This window comes from Tellurirhabdus bombi, assembly GCF_021484805.1.
GTDB classification, from domain to species: domain Bacteria; phylum Bacteroidota; class Bacteroidia; order Cytophagales; family Spirosomataceae; genus Tellurirhabdus; species Tellurirhabdus bombi.
In genome coordinates this window covers 629025-650571 of the sequence record NZ_CP090557.1, presented here as the reverse complement: position 1 = coordinate 650571, position 21547 = coordinate 629025, and the positions used below count along the sequence as shown (strand labels likewise).

The window sequence follows — 21547 nt, the reverse complement described above, 5'->3', positions numbered from 1 at the left end:
ACTACATTACTCCTTTTCAGGCAAAAAGGTCAGATAGCTTAATTGGTTCTCGTCGAACATATCGTTGGCTAACTCCTGCAACTGGGAAGCCGTAACGCTCCGAATCTCCCCAAAAATCTCTTCCAGCGAATCAACTTTGCCCGTATCCAGCAGACTTTTAGCCATCATCAGCATGAAACTTTGATTGCCTTCTTCCGACATGGCCAACTGACCCATCAACTGCTCTTTCGTGTTGTGCAATTGCAGGGCGGTGAGTGGTTTTTCGCGCAGAATTTTCAGCTCCCTCATAATCTGGGTGTGGCTACGGTCGAGGTGTTTTTGGTCCGTACCGAAGTAAATTCCCAGAAAACCGGTGTCCAGAAAAGGCGTATAGCTGGCTTCAATGGAGTAAACCAGCCCGTATTTCTCGCGCAAATTCATGTTAAGCCGGGAGTTCATACCTGGTCCGCCCAACAGGTTGACCAGCATGAAAAAAGGCAACCGCCGCGCGTCGGTCAGGCCGTAGGAAGGCCGCCCAATGGCGCACTGCGCCTGCGTGATCTGCCGTTCTACGCTAACGCGCTGGGGTTCGTAGAGGCCGGGTGCTGTCCGGCGGCGAGCGGAATGGTGCGGGGGAATATCGCGCAGGTATTTCTCGGCAATACGCTTCACCTTGCTAAAAGGCCAGTTGCTTACCGACGAGAAAATGATCCGCTCTGTATCGATGTTGTCGCTGATAAAATGCTGCAACTGATCCCGCGTAAACGAGCGAACCGTCTCCGGCGTGCCGAGGATGTTGCCTCCCAGCGGATGCTGCCGGAACACCACTTCGTCAAAATCATCCTGCAACGCATCTTCCGGCGAGTCGTAATACATGGCCATTTCTTCCAGAATGACACTGCGCTCTTTTTCTATCTGTTTTTCGGGGAAGACGGAATGAAAGGCGATATCGCTCAAAAGTTCAATCGCTTTTTCGAAGTGAATTCCCAGCAGCGAGGCGTGAAAACAGACTTTTTCTTTGGTCGTGTAGGCGTTTAGCTCACCGCCGACCGTTTCCAGCCGATTGATTATGTGATACGATTTTCGTTTCTTCGTTCCTTTGAAGGCCATGTGCTCCCAGAAATGAGCGAGGCCCTGCTGATGCGGTTGTTCATCGCGGCTGCCGATATCCAGCATGATACCGCAATGAGCAATTTGGGTGTGGGGAACTTGTTTGTGGACAATTCGGATGCCGTTGGGCAACGTATATAGCTCGTATTCTTCCATTTTTTTGTTAAAAGGGAACGATCAATTTTGGCTATCAAACTATTATTTCGTCTGGCTAAAATTAGGTCGTAACCAACTGGTCAATTCCTCAATAGGGGCGGCTGTTTTTGTCTTTCACTCTGGGTAATTAAATTCAGAAGTACCGTGAGTGGATTTAAACAAAAATACGCATTTTACCCGAACAATCGGTCGGGTTATTAAAACACTAACTATGGAACAACCTTCGCGGTTCCTGATCATACAAACGGCGTTCATTGGGGATGTAATCCTGGCCACGGCGCTGATTGAGCAACTCCATGCTGCTTTTCCAACCGCCATTATTGACTTTATGCTTCGGAAAGGCAACGAATCGCTGCTGAAAGATCATCCCATTGTAAATGAGGTGTTGGTCTGGAATAAAAAACAGGCCAAATACGGTAGCTTGTTTGATCTGTTGAAAAAAGTGCGTCGTCGGAAATATGATGTGGTGATCAATTTGCAACGATTTGGCGCAACGGGCTTGTTTACGGCGCTGTCAAAGGCCAAAAAGACGGCGGGTTTCGATAAGAATCCGTTTTCCCGATTCTATACGCACACGGCTGAGCACCGTCTGGAAACGGGTGTTCACGAGATTGACCGTAACGCGGGCGTGATTCGTTGGCTGACGGATAGTAAATCCAAACGGCCAAAACTATACCCAGCAGCGGCAGATTATGATTTAGTACGCCCTTACCAGAAACAACCTTACATCTGTCTGGCCCCTACTTCGGTCTGGTTTACCAAACAATATCCCCGCGAAAAATGGGTGGATTTGCTGTTGAATTTGCCCAGTGGCTACGTCGTCTATCTGCTAGGTGCTCCTTCTGATGCTGCTGCCTGTGATTGGATTATAGAGCAGGCTGGCTCGGCTGCCGAAATGCATAGTCTGGCCGGAAAGCTGTCTTTGCTGGCGTCGGCGGCTTTGATGCAGGGCGCGGTGATGAATTACGTAAACGATTCGGCTCCGATGCACCTGGCTTCGGCAATGAATGCACCGACAACGGCCATTTTCTGCTCGACAGAACCAGAATTCGGTTTTGGCCCGTTAGCCGAGCAGTCGCACGTTGTTGAAATACAGGAAAAACTGGAGTGTCGTCCTTGCGGGCTGCATGGGTACAAAAAGTGTCCGCTGGGTCATTTTAACTGCGCGCACGGTATTCAGACCGAGCAGTTACTAGCCGTTTTGCCGGCGTAGAAGGGAAGAACCTATTTTGTAGCGCCGGCTTTTACACCGACGCTACGCATAGATCAGGCTTTTCGATATTGTTCGATAATCTTATAAAGCGCTTTTTGTTTTTCCAGATCCGGGAAAAAATCAAACAGGACAACGTGGCGGTCGTAATTGAGCGTCAGGGCGGCTTCCAGGTTAACCAGTGCTTCGCGGTAATACCCCGAGTGAATCAGGTAAATCGCCGCTCGGTAATACAGATCGGCTTCCCGGGGTAGCTCATCGATACCCATCTGAACAATCTCATTGGCCCGCACAAAATTCCCCTGATCAAACATGACCAGAGACCACTGCAAGTAGATTTCGGCGCTAGCGGGATCAAGCTCGGTTGCTTTCTCGAACGCCTCAATCGACGAAATACTGTTGCCTAGTTTATACTCGGTTTCGGCCAGGACCAGCCAATATTCGGCATTCTGGTCATTCAGCTTGATGGCTTTGCGTAAAAACGGAATGGCTTCGTGCCATTTGTCGATATCGCTCAGGCAAGAGCCAATGCCAAAATACCCCTCGTCCCACAAGTTATCCAACCGAACGGCTTCGCGATACTTAGTGATCGCTTCGGCGTGGCGGTGCTGTTTTTCCAGACTGGCACCCAGGTAGCAATACGTCTCCGGCGTTGGTTCCTCGTACTTCAGCGTACTGATATACGCTTCTTCAGCCTTTGCAAATTGCCCCAGATTCATGTACGTGTTGCCCAGATTGAAATAGGCCGAGGCAAAATCATCTTTGATCAGCGTAGCATAATCATAAGCATTGGCCGCTTCTTCAAAACGGTTCAGTTTGCTGTAAGCGATGCCGATGTTGTACCAGGCATTGTGTGAATACGGATCGCGGTCAATAAGTTGCTGGTAATACTCCAGGCTATTCTCCAACTCGCCCATTACGTCCAGGCAGAAAGCCAGTTCGTAAAGGGAATTTTCGTTATTGATGTTGTGCTGGATAGACTTCTTATAATTATCAACCGCCTGCTCGTATTTCCCCCAATTCTGATAGCTCTGACCGATCTGAAAATAGATATCGTCTTTTTCGTCGGCCGCCTCAAGCATAGCTTCCAGCACTTGTACTGATTGCTCGTAATTACCCGACAGATTCAAAACGGAGCCTAGCATGTACTGAATGTCAAGGTCATTCGGATTGTACAACGATGCTTTGTCAAGCAATTCCAGCGACTCTTCAAACTTGCCGCTGTTGGCCAAAAGCTGGGCCTTATCAAGCATCAATTCCAGCGAATAAGGGAAGTTGTCGAGACCGGCTTCGCAGGCTTTCATGGCGTTGTCGAGGTTGCCCTCTTCCATGTAGTGTTCCACCATCTGCTCGTACACGTCCAGATCGAAAAACTGGATTTCGGTTCCGGCCAGCATCCGTTCAAACCGCTGGATGGATTCCTTGATATCACTTTCTCTTTCCTCAAACTCTTGCTCCATGTTCAAATTCCACAAGGTTACGTGTAGCGATTCATGCATTTAACGTCAAAAGCGCGCTTAATGCATTAGAAATTTACGATTATTATTTATAAACACAAACCGCTCCGAAAAAATTACACCCCCGCAAAAAAGGCGCTCACACGACGGATTGTTTCGTCTACAGAATGAAATTTAAACGATAAATCTCGCTGAATCTTGTCACTAACGTACCGATAGGAATGGGTAGCTGAACGGGCTGTTTCGCGCGTGATAAGCGGGGCTTTTCCGCTTAGGCGGGACCGCAGTGCTTCCAGTCGCCAGAGTACTTCGGCCAGGGCCGGAGCAACGCGGTAGGCGGGGGGCTTTTTGCCAAAAGCCGCGGCCATTTTGTAGAATAACTCTTTGTAGGATAAAGTAGCTCCGTTCAGAATGTAGCGTTCGTTGACGATGTCGCTCTCCATCAGTTGATAAAGCGCCTGAGCCACATCCTGCACATCAACTACATTGGTCATGCCTTCGGTATAAAACGGCTTTTCCTGATACACGTACCGGAACAACTGGCTGCTGCTTCGGGTCCAGTCACCTTCGCCCAGCACCACCGACGGATTGACGATAACGGCGTTGAGCCCTTCGGCTACGCCCCGCCAGACTTCCAGTTCGGCGCGGTATTTAGTTTGGGCATAAGCAGAGTTATTGGGCGAATCTTCCCACTTCTGGTTTTCGTCGATAACCACCGTTTCGCTGCCGCTGTTGCGTTTGGGATCGGGGCGTCCGAGGGCGGCCACGGAGCTGATAAAACCGAGCTTACGGACTTCTTTTTCCAGACAGACATTGACGATGTTGGCTGTGCCTTCCACATTGATTTTCTCCATCCGTTCGCGGTCGCGCGGAACAAAGGAAACAATGGCCGCCGTATGAATGACATCCATGCCGGGTTGGATGGCGTCTTCGAGAGAAGGAATATCCAGAATGTCGCCTTCCAGCCAGGTAATGCGGTCTTTTACATCATCCAGTAAACCAGTCGTACTCGTAGCCCGACGCAAGGCAGAAACAGCGCGACCCGCGTTAAGGTAACGCCGGACGAGTTGGCTACCAATCAGGCCTGTAGCGCCCGTGATGAGAAGAGGAGGAGTATGCGTTGGTAAAATCATTCAATCGTAATCTCTACCCAGTTGAGGAAATTATTTGTGCTTTCCATTTTGTTACTTAAGTCAGCCGCTCCGTAGACGTTTCCTGTAAACATAACAACGTTCAGGACGGATTTGCTAATTTTGCTCCAAAATTGACCAAATTCATGTCTCTGGAAAACCCACAACGCTATACAGTTACGGCAGCACTCATCTACGCCAATGGCCCTATCCACATCGGGCACCTGGCCGGGTGTTACCTGCCCGCTGACATTTACGTGCGCTACCTCCGCGCAACGGGTAAGGACGTTGCCTTTATCAGTGGCACCGACGAACACGGTGTTCCCATTACCATAAAGGCTAAAAAAGAGGGGGTTACGCCCCAGGAGGTTGTTGATAAGTATTATACGCAGATCAAACAATCGTTCGAAGACTTTGGGATCTCATTTGATATTTATTCCCGTACGTCGAACCAGATTCACCACGAAACGTCGCAGGAGTTTTTTCTAAACCTCTATAACAAAAGGCATTTTACGGAAGAAACTACCGAGCAGTATTACGATGATGTCGCCAAGCAGTTTCTGGCCGACCGCTACATTGTGGGCGTTTGTCCGGTTTGCGGCAATGAAAATGCTTATGGGGATCAATGCGAACGGTGCGGTTCGACGCTGAGTCCGACCGAGTTGAAAGAGCCGTTGCGATCGATGCTGTCGGGTTCAAAACCCATTCTAAAGGCAACCAAAAACTGGTATCTGCCGCTGGATCGGATGCAGCCCGAGATTGAGACGTACGTGAATAGCCATACCGAATGGAAAACCAACGTCTTTGGCCAGTGCCAGTCGTGGCTGAAAGAAGGTCTGCGGCCCCGTGCCATGACCCGCGATTTGGATTGGGGCATTAAAGTGCCGTTACCCGATACGGATGGAAAGGTACTTTACGTCTGGTTTGATGCGCCTATCGGTTACATCTCGATGACTAAAGAATGGGCCGCCGAGCAGGGTCGCGATTGGGAGTTATACTGGAAAGATAAAGACACCAAGCTGGTGCATTTCATCGGCAAGGACAATATTGTCTTTCACTGCATCATTTTCCCGGCGATGTTGATGAACGAAGGAAGCCTGATTCTGGCCGACAACGTGCCCGCCAACGAGTTCATGAACCTGGAAGGGGGAAAAATATCGACCTCGCGGAACTGGGCCGTCTGGCTACACGAATACCTGGACGAAATGCCCGGTAAAGAGGATGTGCTACGGTACGTGTTAGCCGCTAATGCGCCCGAAACGAAGGACAGCGAATTCACCTGGAAAGATTTCCAGAACCGCAACAACAGCGAACTAGTGGGCATTTTCGGAAATTTTGTCAACCGGGCGGTGGTGCTAACGCAAAAGTTCTGCGATGGCGAAGTACCGGCCAAGTGCGACCTGACAGAATATGACCAGCAGGTGCTGAATGAATTGGCTCAGTTTCCGGATCGGATTGGGCAGGCGATTTCGCAGTACCGTTTCCGGGAGGCACTGGCTCATCTGATGGACTTGTCGCGTCTGGGAAATAAATACCTGGCCGACACGGAGCCGTGGAAAGTCATCAAAACGGATCCGATGCGGGTTAATACAATCTTGAACATTGCGTTGCAGATTACGGCCAATCTCAGCATTGTCTGCGAGCCTTTCCTGCCTTTTACGGCGGTAAAACTCCGGAACATGCTCAATACCGATAAGTTGAACCTGCCGCACACAGGTTGGATCAACGCGGGACGCTTTGACCTACTCCCAGAAGGCCACGAACTGGGCGAAGTAGCGCTCCTGTTTGAGAAACTGGAAGACAGCGTTATTGAGAAACAAATTCAGAAACTACACGAATCCAAGCGCATGAACGAACTGGCCACAAAAGAGGTTCCGGCCATTAAGCAGGAAATTACGTACGACGATTTTGCCAAATTAGACATCCGAATCGGAACAATTGTCGAAGCTGAGCGCGTTCCTAAAAGCGATAAATTACTGAAGCTGAAAGTGGACGATGGCTTGCAACAGCGGCAGATTCTGAGCGGTATCGCCAAACATTTCGGTCCCGAAGAGCTTATTGGTAAGCAGGTTACCTTCCTGGCTAATCTGGCCCCGCGTAAAATGATGGGTCTGGAATCACAAGGCATGATTCTAATGGCCGAAGACCGCGACGGAAGCCTCGCCTTACTGCCCCCTCACAAACCCGTCTGGAACGGAGGAACGGTAAGCTAATTAAAGAGCGAAAGGTAGAAAAGAGTGAAAGAGTGATCTAAGGCGCGCTCCCACTCTTTCGTCCATCGCTCTTTCACTCTTTAAAATCTATATATTTATGAAAGCTGAAATGCGTACCGATAAGGGTACAATGTTGATTGAGTTTTTTGAGAAAGACGCCCCGAAAACGGTTGAGAATTTCGTGACGCTGTCGAAAAAAGGATTTTATGATGGGATTATCTTTCATCGGGTAATTCCTAACTTCATGATCCAGGGTGGCGATCCAACCGGCACCGGCGCGGGCGGACCAGGTTACTCAATTCCTTGCGAACTGACCGGCGACAACCAGTACCACGACAAAGGTGTGCTGTCGATGGCCCACCGGGGTCGCAACACAGGTGGCTCACAGTTTTTTATCTGCCACAACCGCCAAAACACGCAGCACCTGGACCGGAACCATACCGTGTTCGGAAAAGTAGTTGAAGGATTGGACGTGATCGACCAAATTCGGCAGGGCGATAAAATTCAGAGCATTACCATTCTGGAAGACGAGCAAGCATAAGCGACTGCTACTTCAGTATAAAAGCCGGGCAACGATTGTTCCCGGCTTTCTTTTTACGTAATTACAAAAATGTTCGAAATCGTTGTTGAAGTCCTCGGCTGGATTGGCTCCGTATTGATTGTGGGCGCCTATGGACTGAATATTCTCGGGAAACTTTCGTCGAATGCGCCTGCTTATATCTGGATGAACATGATCGGCGGCTTGTTTTTTATCGTCAATACCGTGCATCATCACGCATATCCGTCGGCAGTAGTAAATATCATTTGGGTATTCATTGCCATCTATTCAATCATCAACCGGAAAAAATCCTAGACGGACATAAAAAGATAAAGCCACCCGATCTTCGCGAGTGGCTTTATACTGACTATTCCTAAACCCTTAACCTTTTCTACATTAAAACTAACTCGTATCTGGTTGTACTTAAGTGATTTACAATCCAGACTAATAATCGTTAGTTGATCTTGCGACAGCATTCAAGAAGAATGCCTTGCACTTAGCATTGACAGCGTAGAAATTAACTAACTTCGTTTCATTTCCTGCTTTTGTTCAATTGCTGTTCTGAATTAAGAACACACAAAGATGGCACAAAGTTTTATAAGTACAAAAATATTTTAGAGTTAACGGCAAGAGGATTTATTTTTTGGTTTGCATAAATAGGCAACTAACACCAGATAATATTTTGATAAATAGCGTGTTTAGGTCATTTTGGCTATTTTTTCTGCGTAGAAGTTAATGTTTTGTTCCGAATAGTGAAAAAACAAACTTATTTGAAATGTTCTATTATTGGTTGAAAAAATTCATGGTTGCCTGTATGCCGGAAGTACAAAAACTTAGAGCCGCATCTCCCGCTTTGTCAAGAAATTCTGGTAATTGTACCAATTCGTCTTCCGGGAATTGACCCAAGACAAAATCAACCTGCCGTCCTTTCGAAAAATTGTTGCCAATTCCGAAGCGCAACCGAACGTATTCCTGGGTACCCAAAACCTCATCAATATTTTTTAATCCGTTGTGGCCACCCGGCGAACCTTTGGGCTTCACCCGGATTTTGCCGAGCGGTAAATCCTTATCGTCGGTAACAACCAGCAAGTTTTCGACGGGAATAGAATGCTGCTTTAAATAATAGTTAATGGCTTTACCACTAAGGTTCATGTACGTGGTGGGCTTGATCAAGTGAATGATTTTGCCTTTGTGGCGGTGCTCAGCCGTGTAGGCCAGGCGATTCATCGTGAACGAAAAATCATATTGAGCCGCCATCCGATCCAGCACCATAAAGCCGGCATTGTGGCGGGTTAAGACATATTCAGGACCAATATTCCCTAATCCAGCAATCAGAAATTTCATGATTTATTAAATAGTTTGCGGATAACCGTAGACGCTAATTACTTATAACGTGCAAATTTCTCACAAAGTCTGAAACAAAAAACAGCCCCAATGTACTGCAAACTGCAAACTGAAGACTTATTTTTACTCCATGAACCAGAAACGCCTTATTCTGTCCAGTCCGTTGCTGGAAATTGTCATTAGTCGACTAAGTCAGGAATTGATCGAAAACCACCAGGATTTTGCCAATTCGGTCATTCTTGGGATGCAGCCGCGCGGAATTTATTTTGCCGAGCGCATCGTTCGCGAACTGTGTCGGATTCTGCAAAAAGATGTTCCTTTGGGGTATCTGGATGCGACGTTCTACCGCGATGATTTCCGCCGCCGCGACTCGCCACTGCGGCCCAACACGACCCACGTGCCGTTTCTGATTGAAAATAAGAAGGTAATTCTGATCGATGATGTCGTTGCTACAGGTCGGATGGTTCGGGCGGCAATGGATGCCATGACCGCTTTCGGGCGGCCCCAATCCGTTGAGCTACTCGTTCTGATCGACCGGCGCTACAACCGGGATGTGCCCATTACCCCCGACTATACGGGCAAACGGGTGAGCACCCTGGAGTCGCAGCGCGTTTTGGTCGAATGGCGGGAGCAAGGCTGCGAAGAAGACCGGATTTGGCTGATGGGATAAATTTTTCTTACACGGCGTAGGGGGCAAAAGCTCTCTATGCGTCATAGCTGCGAAACAAAGGAAAATCGCCGCTCAGACTGCATTCTTACGCTTTCAGCATACGATTCGTAGGATTCAGTACTGAACTACTTTCAACATAGTCCAGGTGAGTAGACCTTTGTGTATTCGTAAACAACAACTTAGTTTAAAAACAGCTATGAAACGTTTTGCTTTCCTGTGTATCTACGCCTTTATTTTATCCGCAACGGTCTCCTCCTGTTATTTTGAGAAAATTGGCCCTTACGAAGAAACCACCCAAAACTACGGCCTGAAGAATTTCGACCGCCTGGAAATGGGCAGCGGTTTTGAGGTGAAACTAGTGCAGGGGGCGTCTTTCGATGTTAGCGTTCGGGGGGATAAAGATGACATAAACGATCTGGATATCTACACACGGAACGGCACCTTAAAGGCCGAATACCGCCGCAATCGTTCTAACCGCCGCCACGAGATGCACATTACCGTTACGATGCCAACGCTCCGGGGCGTTGATTTTTCCGGTGCGCTTCAGGCAACCGCTATAGGCTTTGACGATTTAACCACGTTGGATATTCGTTTATCCGGGGCTTCCAAAGTTGATTTCGTGGGTAAAGCAAATCGCCTGAACGTGAATTTATCGGGGGCTTCTACGCTGGATCTGGAAGGCAAAGGAGCCGAGCTACGCGCTGAGCTGTCGGGAGCTAGTACGCTGAGAAGCACAAAATACATAGTTAATGCTGCCGAATTAGACCTTTCGGGTGCCAGTTCGGCCCGCGTGCTGGTTTCTGATGATCTAAATGTAAAGGCCAGTGGAGCCAGCAATGTTCGCTACCAGGGCAAGCCACGGATAAATTCCCAAACTTCAGGAAATAGCACGGTTAATCCAGAGTAATAAGTACGCTAAAATTAATTGAGTCAAGGCTTTTCAGTATAACCTTTCTATCTTGAAGCGGGTTGTATTGAAAAGCTTTTTTATGTTATCTGTTGCGCCCACGAAGGTCTGGCGAGTTGAGTCGGACGGCACCCACGAGCAGCCTGATCTGTTGGCCGTCGAAGAGCCTCTACAAATCCGCTTGGGCTACGGACCCGTTGATAATCGCCAGCAGCGGCCATTGGTTATAACCATGCGAACGCCCGGCCACGATGAAGAACTGGCTTTGGGTTATCTATTCGCCGAAGGCATCATTCGGGCGCCAACGGATGTGCTCTCCTGCCGGTATTGCGTGTCGGATGCGACCAAGCAAACCAACGATTTGCGGGTCGAGCTGCATCCGAATGTGGTTGTTGACTGGGAGAAGCTGGAGCGTACCGGTCTTAGTTCGGCAGCCTGTGGTATGTGCGGTAAAACGTCCATTGAGGCGGTGCAAGCGGTTGGTGCAGCTACCATTACATCCTCGCTGTCTATTTCTCCAGAAACCATTTATACCTTACCCGAGCGCCTGCGCGAATCGCAGCGCGCATTTGCTTATACAGGTGGCATGCACGCCGCTGCGCTTTTTGACGAGGCCGGACAGATTCGCCTGGTTCGGGAAGACATCGGACGGCACAACGCACTCGACAAATTAATAGGGGCGGCGTTCTGGCAGGGTTGGCTGCCCTTGAGTCTTTCGGGGGTGCTGGTGAGTGGTCGGGTTGGTTTTGAATTGGTACAGAAATGCTGGATGGCAGGCGTTCCCCTGCTAGCCGCGATAGGCGCTCCGTCGAGTCTGGCGGTTGAGATGGCTGGAGAAGCCGGAATGACACTCTTAGGCTTTGTTCGCGAAAATCGTTACAATAATTACTCGCCAATACCTGACGCTAAAAATGCGGTCAGGGTTTGATTTTACTGTTAATAAAGCTGCTTCTGGCCATTTGTATGAATAAAATTGCTCCTGAAAACTTTACTGGCTTACGTATTAGCGAGCCTAAAGATACGGCTGCCGGGATGCCCGCTATCCTGGAATCGGTTCGGTTTATATTTAGCAACGCAGACGTTGTTCGTGGTACAAAGGCATTGCTGAAATTAAATCAGAAAGACGGATATGATTGCCCGAGTTGCGCCTGGCCTGATCCAGACGGGCACCGTTCGCCAATCGCTGAGTACTGCGAAAGTGGAGCCAAAGCCGTAGCCGATGAAATTGTTACGAAGCACACCGCCGGTCCGGTTTTGTTTCAGCGGTACTCCGTCGAAGAGCTGCGCCAGAAGTCTGATCTTTGGCTGGGACAGCAGGGGCGTTTGACCCAGCCCATGATTGTCCGTCCGGGAGCCACCCACTATGAACCCATCGACTGGAAGGATGCTTTTCAATTGATTGGCGATCAGTTAAATGGGCTTCAGTCACCCGACGAAGCTATATTTTATACCTCGGGCCGGACTAGCAACGAAGCCGCCTTTCTGTACCAGCTATTTGTTCGGATGTATGGCACTAACAACCTGCCCGACTGCTCGAACATGTGTCATGAATCGACCTCGGTAGCGCTGGCTGAGACGATTGGGTTAGGCAAAGCGTCGATTGTTTATGACGATTTTGAAAAGGCTGACGTAATCATGATTATGGGCCAGAACCCCGGCACAAATGCTCCCCGGATGATGACGCCTCTGGAAGCCGCCAAGCGAAACGGGGCCACAATTATTGCGGTCAATCCACTTTTTGAAACGGGTCTGAAAGCCTTTGTCAACCCACAGAGTCCGCGTGATATGTTACTTGGTGGGCAGAAATTGACGGACATTTTTGTGCAGATCAAGATCAACACGGACATGGCGTTTCTGAAAGCCATTTGTATACTACTACTGGAAGAAGAAAAGAAAGCGCCGGGGAAAGTGATCGACTGGCCTTTCATCAAACAATATACAAAGGAGCACGAGCGCTTCATTGAGAGCTTGAGCAACTATACGGTAGAAGATCTGGCAAAGCAGTGCGGCCTGACGGTAGAAAAGATTCAGGAAGTAGTTGATAAACTGAAATATACCCAGAAGATCATTATCTGCTGGGCGATGGGTCTGACGCAGCATCGCGATTCGGTGCAAACCATTCAGGAAGTGATCAATCTGCTGTTACTGAAAGGAAGCATTGGCATTGAAGGCGGTGGGGCTGCCCCGATTCGGGGGCATAGCAACGTGCAGGGCGACCGAACAATGGGAATTTGGGAGAAGCCGAAACCTGAATTTCTGGATAAACTAAAAGAAGTGTTTGGCTTTGAACCCCCGCGCGAAGAAGGCCACGGCACGGTGGATGCCGTCAAAGCAATGCACGAGGGAAGAGCAACCGTTTTTTTTGGAATGGGGGGTAATTTTTTGATGGCTGTTTCGGATACAAACTATACCGCCGACGCCTTGCAAAAATGCGACCTAACCGTTCAGGTATCAACCAAGCTCAACCGGAGCCATTTGATTCATGGCAAGACGGCTATTATTTTGCCCTGTCTGGGTCGCTCAGATCAGGACAAGCAGGCAACTGGCGAACAATTCGTCACAACTGAAGGCACAACCGGCGTGGTGCAACAATCGAAAGGCATGCTGGAACCGGTATCTGAGCACCTGAAAAGTGAACCGGCAATTATAGCTGCTCTGGCAAAAGCAACCTTAGGCGAAAAAAGCACGGTTAACTGGGATCAATTGGCTGGTAATTACGACCATATTCGCGACTTGATTGAAAAAGTGGTACCCGGTTTCGAAAAATACAACGAGCGGGTGCGGCATCCGGGTGGGTTCTACCTGCCCAACGGTCCGCGCGAACGGCGTTTTCCTACTACTAACGTGAAAGAAAGTGACGATCAGAATAATCCAGGTCGCAGCCAGCAAAACCGCGCTATTTTCACGATTAACGTACCGCAGGAACACCCGCTGAAAGAAAATGAACTACTGCTCATGACGATACGGAGTCACGATCAGTTTAACACAACCATTTACGGCATGAATGACCGGTATCGGGGCGTTCATAACGAGCGGCGAGTAATTTTTATGAATCAAAAAGACATTACCCGATTAGGGCTGAAAGTGCAGCAGGTGGTGGATATGCACTCGCATTATGGGGGGGTAACGCGTACGGCAGCACGGTTTATTGTGGTTTCGTATGACATTCCAGCAGGAAATGCGGCAGCTTATTACCCTGAAACAAACGTGCTGGTGCCGATTGAAAACGTGGCCGAAAAAAGCCTGACGCCAACATCAAAATCGATTATTATCACTGTAACTGAATCAAAATAAATGTCAACTATTCTATTGACGGGGGCGACCGGCGGCCTGGGGCGCTCCGTGGTTAAAAAACTGCTGGAAGCAGAGCACCAGATTGTCGCCATTCATCAAAAAACATCTTCGCTGAAAGCAGAAAAAAACCTGGAACCTTATGCGTTGGATTTAACCGATGAGGCGGGTTGCCAGAAGCTGGTGAGCAGCGTGGTGGAAGAAAAAGGTTCTATCGATGCGGCGGTGCTGTTGGCGGGTGGCTTCGCAATGGGAACGCTGGCAGAAACGGATTATGCCGCGATAGAGGAGATGTTTCGCATTAATTTTCAGACGGCCTATAATCTGGTAAAGCCCGTGTTTGCTCAAATGGAGCAACAAAAGCAGGGCGGACGGATCGTACTCATCAGTGGCCGACCTGCCTTGGTGCCTGATGCGGCAAAGCATATGGTTGCCTATGCGCTGTCCAAATCGCTGATCATCCACCTGTCGGAAATAATTAATTCAGCCGGGAAGGACAAAAACATTGTTTCAACTGTTATTGTGCCAAGCACGATTGATACGCCCGCTAACCGCGAAGCCATGCCCGATGCCGACCCGGATGCCTGGGTAAGTCCCGATGATCTGGCGGAATTGATTTCTTTTGTGACCTTCGGGCCGGGGCAGCTCTTGCGGGAGCCGGTCCTGAAAGCTTATAGCCGCTCCTAAATACGTCGCATTGCTTTTCCTGTAAATCAGAAGACGGGAGCAAGCGTGTTTTAGGGAGGTAAATTTTGTAACTTGCTGAATATGATTTTCGATAACCACAATCGTCCCATTTCCTATCTTCGACTGGCTGTAACGGATCGCTGCAACCTGCGGTGCTTTTACTGCATGCCGGAAGAAGGGATTAAATACCTGCCTAAACACCAACTGCTGACCTACGAAGAAATGGAGCGTTTGGTGCGGGTATTGGCGAAACTGGGTGTGTCGAAAGTACGGCTGACGGGTGGCGAACCTTTCGTGCGAAATGGCCTGATGGAGTTTCTGGAACAGCTTGCCTCCATCGATGGCATTCAGGAATGGAACATCACTACCAATGGAATCTTAACTGCGCCGCACATTCCAGAGCTGGTGCGCCTGGGCGTTGGTTCGGTGAATCTGAGTATTGATACGCTGGATCGGGAACGCTTTCGGCTCATCACGCGGCGGGACGAGTTGCCAGCGGTTCGGCAGACGCTCGATGCGTTGCTGGCCCATCAGGTGCCCGTAAAACTCAATGCCGTGGTGATGGAGGGAAAAAACATCGAAGATATTCCGTTGTTGTCCGAATTGACTCGGGAAAGTCCCATCGAAGTGCGGTTCATTGAGGAAATGCCTTTCAACGGGGGAGGCAGTCATTATCCGGTACTTACCTGGACGCACCAGCGGATTTTGAGTGAACTAAAGAGCCTTTATCCAGATATTCAAAAAATACCTGATCCGGCTAATTCAACATCGTATAGTTATCAAATCCCTGGTTATAAAGGTACGATTGGCATTATTGCGGCTTTTACCCGTTCGTTTTGTGGCTCCTGCAACCGGATTCGCCTGACAGCGCAGGGGACGCTTAAAACGTGCCTCTACGACAGTGGCGTTCTGGACGTTCGGGCATTGCTGCGCTCAGGAGCAGATGATGCTGACTTGACGGCTGCGTTCCTAAAAGCGTTTGCCCACCGCCCGAAAAACGGTTTCGAAGCCGAGCAACAGCGCAGTCCAGTTACGGAATCGATGTCTACCATTGGGGGCTAAAAAGAACGCCCCGCTAAACACGAAAATCGGCTTAGCGGAGGCGTTAGATTAATCTAGTTTTGATTAGGCGTGTTGTCTTTCGTGCACGCCTTCCCGAATTTCTTCAATCATCTTGCGATTAAAGGCCGGAATATCGTCTGGTTTCCGGCTGGTTACCAAGCCTTGGTCCGTTACTACTTCTTCATCGACCCAGTTTGCTCCTGCGTTTTTCAGGTCCGTCTGGATAGAGGGGTAAGAGGTAAGTTTTCGGCCTTCAACAACGCCTGCTTCGATCAGCATAATTGGCGCGTGACAGATGGCGGCAACGGGTTTATGATCTTCAAAGAAACGCCGAACAAAGTCGACGGCCTTTTTCTCCATCCGTAAATGATCAGGGTTCATGACGCCACCCGGCAAAAGTAGCGCATCGTAATCGGCTGGGTTTGCCTCATCGAGGGTCAGATCAACCGGAAAGGTATCGCCCCATTCCGTTTCGGCCCATCCTTTGACTTCGCCACCCTTGGGAGCAATCAGGTGCGTTTCGGCGCCAGCCTCTTGTAATGCTTTACGCGGTTCGGTAAGTTCAACTTGTTCAAACCCATCGGTCAGCAGAATCGCCACTTTCTTTCCTCCTAATTTTTGCTGATTTTCCATAACTAATGTTGAGAATTTGATTACTACCTATAGTAACCACCTGCCCACACGAAAGTTATGCGCTAATAAGAACAGCCTGGAAAAGTGATTGGTAATGAACGACTTAAATTGTGTTTTTTCTAAAGCCTATCGCTCGTGCTTAAACACTTTTACCATGTAAACGCACTCCTGAATCCGCTTGATTTGCTCTTTACGAGGCAGGCGGGCCAGGGTGTTTTTACGACTCATCCGAATAGGATTGGTTTTCAGCGAATCGGTTGGAATAGCCGAAATAGCCCGGAAAAGATAATCCGTTTTAATGGCAAAAGAAGCATTTTCAGTCAACGTTTGCTTGCCACTGATAATACCAATGATGTTGGCTCTTTCGTCTAGCAAAGGTCCTCCCGAGTTACCAGGATTTACCGTAATGGCCACCTGATAAGCCGTTGAATCATCGCGATAACCCGTTTTAGAGCTTAAATAGCCTTCATCGTAAACGATTTCATCCCGTGGAAAACCAAGCGTAAAGACGCGCTCGCCCAGGTCGGACGGAGCTGCTTCAAAGCCATAAGGAAGCGTAGCTTTGTGCCGGAATGTGCTATCATCATGGACTTGCAAAATTGCTAGATCGTAGGCCTGATCCGTGTAAACGACTTTCGCTTTGTAAATATCCCCCTTGGTACTTTGGATATACACCGAGTCGGCATCTCTAACGATGTGCGTGTTAGTTACCAGATACCCGTTGGGCGAAAGCAGAAAACTGGTTCCGGCCACTTGTCCTGGGTTCAATTGCAGCGCGCGTTCCCGGGCGCTAATATCCTGTAAAATAGCGTTCTGCGATTTGCGAATAGCGTTCAGGTCGCGCCGAAGCATGCTATATTGCTGTTCCTGCTTGTGGCTGGATTGGTAGGATTTGTATAACGATAAGGTGGCAAAAGTCGTGAAAACAGCCACCGAAGCAGCCACGGCCAGAATAGGTCGGTAGGTTTGCCAGAGCTGCCGGACACGTCCCATCGAGGAGGGCGTTTCCTCCGATTTTTGAGAAAGGGCGGCGGCTTCTTTGCGCATGGCTTCCATATCCAGCGACTGGTGAATTTTGCCCAGCTGCTGACGGAGAGCAGCGCGCTGGTTAACCAACTGCATGGCATTCGTTAGCTGGCGGTGTTCACGCGCTTTCTGCGCCAACAACGGATCGGCTTGGCAAGCCGCTTCGAATTGTTGGCGTTCTGTCTCCGTGAGGTTATCGCGTACCCACTTATCAGCTAAATCCCAGAATTGTTGGTCTCCTTCCATTTTACGGTTCTGCCTTATATACCGAAAAGAAAAATCGCTTCAAACGCATCAGACACTTGTATTTTTGTGTCTTGGCGTTGTCCGCATTTGTGTATCCAAACTTGTCCGTTATCTCCTGCATTGACAGGTGACGAACGTAAAAATCCTCCAAAAGTGTCCGGCAGGGTTCGCCAAGCCGGGTTAACGAGTCGGTCATCAATTCGAATTGCCGGTCGCGGTCTTCGTGGTCAACCAGATCAGTCTCAACCGAGAGAAATTCCTCTGTATCGTTCAGATCGACGCCAAAACCGAATGTTCCGGTGCGGCTCCGCTGCGTGAGTTGTTTGAGCCAAAGGCGTCGACAAACAGAATAAAGGTATGTTTTCAGTTGAGCCGTCAGCTCCAGTGTTCCTGCCGATAGTTTCTCGTAGACCGTTACCAGAGCTTCCTGATAAATGTCTTTTGCATCATCTTCGGTACCGCTATTGCTTTGAACAAAATAGAGGACCATCGGAAAATAACGCTTATAGAGTTGGGTCAGTGCCAGCTCAGAACCAGTTGCCAGCCCAGCAATCAATTCATCATCCGTAAGGTGAAACCGATTTGGCGGCACTCCGTCACTATCCTTCATTCTATTCTTACATTACTTAATACAAAACAATACGAAATGTAACCCAAAAAAATTTTAAAAAACTTTTCTAAAAAGGTGGGTTACCTTTTCGCGAACTGGGTATTAAAGAAGGAAATTTGCTAAAACTATAAACATTTTATCTCTCATGAAAGGCCTTGTAAAATCTGCTTTTATTGCAATGACGGTTGTTGCTCTTGCTTCTGCTTGCAGCGGTAACAAAACTGAATCTACTGAAACTACTGGAGATCAATCTACAATGTCAGCCGATTCATCTACTATGTCAGCTGATTCAACTATGATGACAACTGATTCAGCTACAATGTCAACTGACTCAGCAAACTAATTTGAGTTTTACTCAATATGCAGGAAAGCCACTCAGCAATGAGTGGCTTTTTTTATGGATAAAATCATAAAGCCCCCCTTCGTAACAAGATAAACAAGCGGTAAGTTTGCATTTGCTATTTTTGTGTCTCTGGTAATCGATTTGCTTTATGAAACGTATACATATTCATTCAAGTCTACTGGCCATTGCGGTGGTGATGACGACCTTTCTCTCCGCTTGTGATGAGCCCGCTGATAAGGATTTGCCCTTAGCCATTGCGCAAGAATATGACAGTATTGCTTATCGTCAGAACACGATTAACCAAGTTGCGGTCATTAAACAGTGGTCTGATCTGATCAACGAAGCTAAAAAAGGGCGTACGATAGGCGCGAAAGTATCGGCCACTAGGTTAGCCGAGCTATTCAATACCGGAAGTCCCAACCTGAAGCTGGTAACCACAAATTATTATGCCGGTCGGCTGGAAAACCCAACCAATGGTTTTTTTGCGGAGTTGAGTAAAGCCAGCGGAACAACATTTAATCCGTTTCGTCGGTTAGGCGATGGCGGCGTATATGGCGATTACCTTTTCGATGAAAATGGCCTGGAAATGGAGCAGCTCATCGACAAAGGTCTCTATGGAGCCATGGCTTATAATTATGCCGTTGGTCTCATGGAGAATAATTCAACCCTGGCAGCGGTTGACCAGATTGTGGCGTTGTACGGGGCGAACCTGGGTTTTATCAACAGCGACAACGCTGAAATGTACCTCAATCCCGACCGATTCACGGCGGCTTACGCCGCGCAACGCGAGAAGACCAAAGGAAACGGGTACTATACCAGCATTCGCGTTGGCTTTCTGCAACTTCAGGCGGCCTTCAAATCGGGAGATCAGTACAAAACGAAACGAGACGAAGCGTTTGCTCAGATCAAGCAGAATTGGGAGAAAGTGCACGCGGCAACCGTCATCAATCGGCTGCATAAAACCATTGCGGCGCTCAGTTTAACCACTCCTTCAACTGCCCAGATCAGTACAGCCCTGCATGGTTATAGTGAAGGCGTTGGGCTATTACACGGCTGGCGAACGATCTCGCAGCAGCATAAAAAAATAACGGACGCACAAATTGAAGAAGTCCTGACGCTTATGAACGCGCCCTACGACAAATCGGCGTTATCGTACCTGTTTGTCTCTTCGCCAACTTCTGAGCTACCCAAGCTAACGCAGGCCATTGGCCGATTAAAGGAAATCTACGGTTTCTCCGACCAGGAAATTGATGACTTTAAGCACGATTGGGTAACGGAACAAAAACGCTAAAGCCAGCTACCAACAAAAAAGCAGACACCTAGTCTGCTTTTTTGTTGGTAGCTGGCTTTAAGCCGGTTGCTGATTTGCCATCGGCATAAAAGACGAGATATCTGTACCCAAACCCTGCGCTACGGCCAGACCAAGCTGAATATTCGCCCGGAAGAAATGGCACAATTGCCGGTTAACGATGTCCTGTTTGCGAGGTCCGTCAATTCCCTTCATGCTGTTTACTATATTCTGTACGAGGTGAACCCGATCTACATCGCTCAACACTTTGCTGTAAAACTGTCCGGGCTGCGTGTAGTGGTCGTTTTCGCCCGGACCGTTGCGGTCATACCAATCGGCCAGCGTTGATTCCAGGGTTTGCGCCGGTTCTTTGTAAGATTCATCCGCAGTAATGTTGTCAAACGAGTTAGGCCAGTAATTGGGTGCGCTGCCGCCGTTTCCATCAATGCGCATTTGACCGTCGCGCTGATAATTATTCACGGCAAATGGGCACCGATTCACCGGAATCTGTTCGTAATTGGCCCCCAGGCGGTAGCGGTGCGCATCAGGGTACGAAAGCAGGCGACCTTGCAACATTTTGTCAGGAGAAAAACCAATGCCATCAACAAGGTGAGCCGGAGCAAAAGCGGCCTGCTCCACGTCAGCAAAGTAATTGGACGGTACTTCGTTCAATTCCAGGATGCCCACATCAACCAGCGGGTAGTCACCGTGCGGCCATACTTTAGTAACGTCGAACGGATTAAATGGAGACGTGCGCGCCTGTTCTTCGGTCATCACCTGAATTTTCATCGCCCAACGGGGAAAGTCACCCCGGTCGATGGCTTCTACCAGATCGCGCTGGGCGTGGTCTGGGTCTTTGCCGCGTACCTCGCCGGCTTCGGCATCCGTAAAGTTTTTGATGCCTTGCTGCGTTTTGAAGTGGAATTTAACGTAAACCCGCTCATTTTTTTGATTGATGAGGCTAAAGGTATGGCTTCCGTATCCGTTCAGGTGGCGGTAGCTGTAAGGCGTACCCCGGTCACTCATTAAAAGCAAAACCTGGTGCAGCGATTCAGGGTTGAGTGCCCAGAAATCCCACATCATCGTGGCCGATTTGCAGTTAGTCCGTGGGTCGCGTTTTTGGGTATGGATAAAGTCGCCGAATTTCTTCGGGTCTTTGATGAAGAAAATGGGTGTGTTGTTGCCGACCAGGTCCCAGTTCCCGTCTTCTGTGTAGAACTTCAGGGCAAATCCACGCGGGTCGCGTTCGGTATCGGCAGAGCCTTTTTCACCGCCAACAGTGGAGAAGCGTAAAAAGACGCGGGTTTGCTTACCAACCTGATTGAATAACTTCGCTTTTGTATACTGCGTAATGTCATCCGTAACCGTGAATGTCCCAAACGCCCCCGATCCTTTCGCATGAACGACGCGTTCGGGAATGCGCTCGCGATTGAAGTGCGCCATTTTCTCGTGCAGAATGTAATCCTGCAACAGCAGTGGCCCACGCGGTCCCACCGACATGGTATTTTCGTTTTCGAAGTAGGGGCGACCCGAAGCCGTGGTCAGTTTTTGTTTGTTGGTCTCGTTGCTCATGGTTAAAGAAGGTTACTTTGAGCAGCAAGGTAGAGCTTTGGGTAAATAGGTAAAAATTGTTTGTTTTTATTTTCT

The 21547-nt window shown here is 48.9% G+C and carries 20 protein-coding genes; 12 read left to right on the top strand and 8 right to left on the bottom strand.

Annotated elements, in window-relative coordinates:
* Positions 1-6: 6 nt before the first annotated feature.
* A complete protein-coding gene (locus L0Y31_RS02950; protein ID WP_234735645.1) occupies positions 7-1245 on the bottom strand; it encodes a M16 family metallopeptidase in 1239 nt (412 codons plus the stop codon).
* A gap of 211 nt (positions 1246-1456) precedes the next feature.
* Here L0Y31_RS02950 and L0Y31_RS02945 point away from each other — a divergent pair, with 211 nt between their 5' ends.
* Positions 1457-2458 carry a glycosyltransferase family 9 protein gene (locus L0Y31_RS02945; RefSeq protein ID WP_234735644.1) on the top strand — a complete coding sequence of 334 codons (1002 nt, stop codon included), beginning with the start codon at positions 1457-1459 and terminating at the stop codon, positions 2456-2458.
* 53 nt (positions 2459-2511) lie between these two features.
* Here the strand turns inward: L0Y31_RS02945 and L0Y31_RS02940 are convergent, their stop codons facing one another.
* Positions 2512-3915 (bottom strand): tetratricopeptide repeat protein, encoded by a 1404-nt coding sequence (locus tag L0Y31_RS02940; RefSeq protein WP_234737102.1) that lies wholly within the window; start codon positions 3913-3915, stop codon positions 2512-2514.
* Between the two features lie 113 nt (positions 3916-4028).
* Positions 4029-5045 (bottom strand): NAD-dependent epimerase/dehydratase family protein, encoded by a 1017-nt coding sequence (locus tag L0Y31_RS02935; RefSeq protein WP_234735643.1) that lies wholly within the window; start codon positions 5043-5045, stop codon positions 4029-4031.
* A 143-nt stretch (positions 5046-5188) separates the two neighbouring features.
* Here L0Y31_RS02935 and metG point away from each other — a divergent pair, with 143 nt between their 5' ends.
* The 3 genes from metG to L0Y31_RS02920 all read left to right on the top strand — a co-directional run bounded on the left by metG (position 5189) and on the right by L0Y31_RS02920 (position 8108).
* Positions 5189-7255 carry a methionine--tRNA ligase gene (gene metG / locus L0Y31_RS02930; RefSeq protein ID WP_234735642.1) on the top strand — a complete coding sequence of 689 codons (2067 nt, stop codon included), beginning with the start codon at positions 5189-5191 and terminating at the stop codon, positions 7253-7255.
* A gap of 97 nt (positions 7256-7352) precedes the next feature.
* Positions 7353-7796 (top strand): peptidylprolyl isomerase, encoded by a 444-nt coding sequence (locus L0Y31_RS02925; protein WP_234735641.1) that lies wholly within the window; start codon positions 7353-7355, stop codon positions 7794-7796.
* A gap of 69 nt (positions 7797-7865) precedes the next feature.
* Positions 7866-8108 (top strand): CBU_0592 family membrane protein, encoded by a 243-nt coding sequence (locus L0Y31_RS02920; RefSeq protein ID WP_234735640.1) that lies wholly within the window; start codon positions 7866-7868, stop codon positions 8106-8108.
* Positions 8109-8576: 468 nt separating this feature from the next.
* On the opposite strand, the gene pth is transcribed toward L0Y31_RS02920, so the two are convergent.
* A complete protein-coding gene (pth, locus tag L0Y31_RS02915; RefSeq protein ID WP_234735639.1) occupies positions 8577-9137 on the bottom strand; it encodes an aminoacyl-tRNA hydrolase in 561 nt (186 codons plus the stop codon).
* Between the two features lie 130 nt (positions 9138-9267).
* On the opposite strand from pth, the gene pyrR reads away from it, so the two are divergent.
* The 6 genes from pyrR (at position 9268) to moaA (ending at position 15754) form a co-directional block, all read left to right on the top strand.
* Positions 9268-9807, top strand: coding sequence for a bifunctional pyr operon transcriptional regulator/uracil phosphoribosyltransferase PyrR (pyrR, locus tag L0Y31_RS02910; RefSeq protein ID WP_234735638.1), 540 nt, complete (start codon positions 9268-9270; stop codon positions 9805-9807).
* Between the two features lie 196 nt (positions 9808-10003).
* Positions 10004-10714, top strand: coding sequence for a head GIN domain-containing protein (locus L0Y31_RS02905; RefSeq protein WP_234735637.1), 711 nt, complete (start codon positions 10004-10006; stop codon positions 10712-10714).
* 82 nt (positions 10715-10796) lie between these two features.
* Entirely contained in the window at positions 10797-11642 is an 846-nt protein-coding gene (gene fdhD, locus L0Y31_RS02900; RefSeq protein WP_234735636.1) for a formate dehydrogenase accessory sulfurtransferase FdhD, read from the top strand.
* A gap of 35 nt (positions 11643-11677) precedes the next feature.
* Entirely contained in the window at positions 11678-14008 is a 2331-nt protein-coding gene (locus L0Y31_RS02895; protein WP_234735635.1) for an FdhF/YdeP family oxidoreductase, read from the top strand.
* A complete protein-coding gene (locus tag L0Y31_RS02890; protein ID WP_234735634.1) occupies positions 14009-14692 on the top strand; it encodes an SDR family NAD(P)-dependent oxidoreductase in 684 nt (227 codons plus the stop codon). It abuts the gene before it with no gap.
* An 81-nt stretch (positions 14693-14773) separates the two neighbouring features.
* Positions 14774-15754, top strand: coding sequence for a GTP 3',8-cyclase MoaA (gene moaA / locus L0Y31_RS02885; RefSeq protein WP_234735633.1), 981 nt, complete (start codon positions 14774-14776; stop codon positions 15752-15754).
* Between the two features lie 63 nt (positions 15755-15817).
* On the opposite strand, the gene L0Y31_RS02880 is transcribed toward moaA, so the two are convergent.
* The 3 genes from L0Y31_RS02880 to L0Y31_RS02870 all read right to left on the bottom strand — a co-directional run bounded on the left by L0Y31_RS02880 (position 15818) and on the right by L0Y31_RS02870 (position 18269).
* Complete coding sequence (locus L0Y31_RS02880) at positions 15818-16387, bottom strand: type 1 glutamine amidotransferase domain-containing protein (RefSeq protein WP_234735632.1); 570 nt, start codon at positions 16385-16387, stop codon at positions 15818-15820.
* A gap of 126 nt (positions 16388-16513) precedes the next feature.
* Positions 16514-17659, bottom strand: a complete 1146-nt coding sequence (locus L0Y31_RS02875) for a S1 family peptidase (RefSeq protein WP_234735631.1) — start codon at positions 17657-17659, stop codon at positions 16514-16516.
* A gap of 1 nt (position 17660) precedes the next feature.
* A complete protein-coding gene (locus L0Y31_RS02870; protein WP_234735630.1) occupies positions 17661-18269 on the bottom strand; it encodes an RNA polymerase sigma factor in 609 nt (202 codons plus the stop codon).
* 145 nt (positions 18270-18414) lie between these two features.
* Here L0Y31_RS02870 and L0Y31_RS02865 point away from each other — a divergent pair, with 145 nt between their 5' ends.
* Both L0Y31_RS02865 and L0Y31_RS02860 read left to right on the top strand, forming a co-directional pair.
* Entirely contained in the window at positions 18415-18612 is a 198-nt protein-coding gene (locus L0Y31_RS02865; protein WP_234735629.1) for a hypothetical protein, read from the top strand.
* Between the two features lie 148 nt (positions 18613-18760).
* A complete protein-coding gene (locus L0Y31_RS02860) occupies positions 18761-19903 on the top strand; it encodes a hypothetical protein (protein ID WP_234735628.1) in 1143 nt (380 codons plus the stop codon).
* Between the two features lie 57 nt (positions 19904-19960).
* Here the strand turns inward: L0Y31_RS02860 and L0Y31_RS02855 are convergent, their stop codons facing one another.
* Positions 19961-21472 (bottom strand): catalase, encoded by a 1512-nt coding sequence (locus L0Y31_RS02855; protein ID WP_234735627.1) that lies wholly within the window; start codon positions 21470-21472, stop codon positions 19961-19963.
* Between the last annotated feature and the right edge of the window lie 75 nt (positions 21473-21547).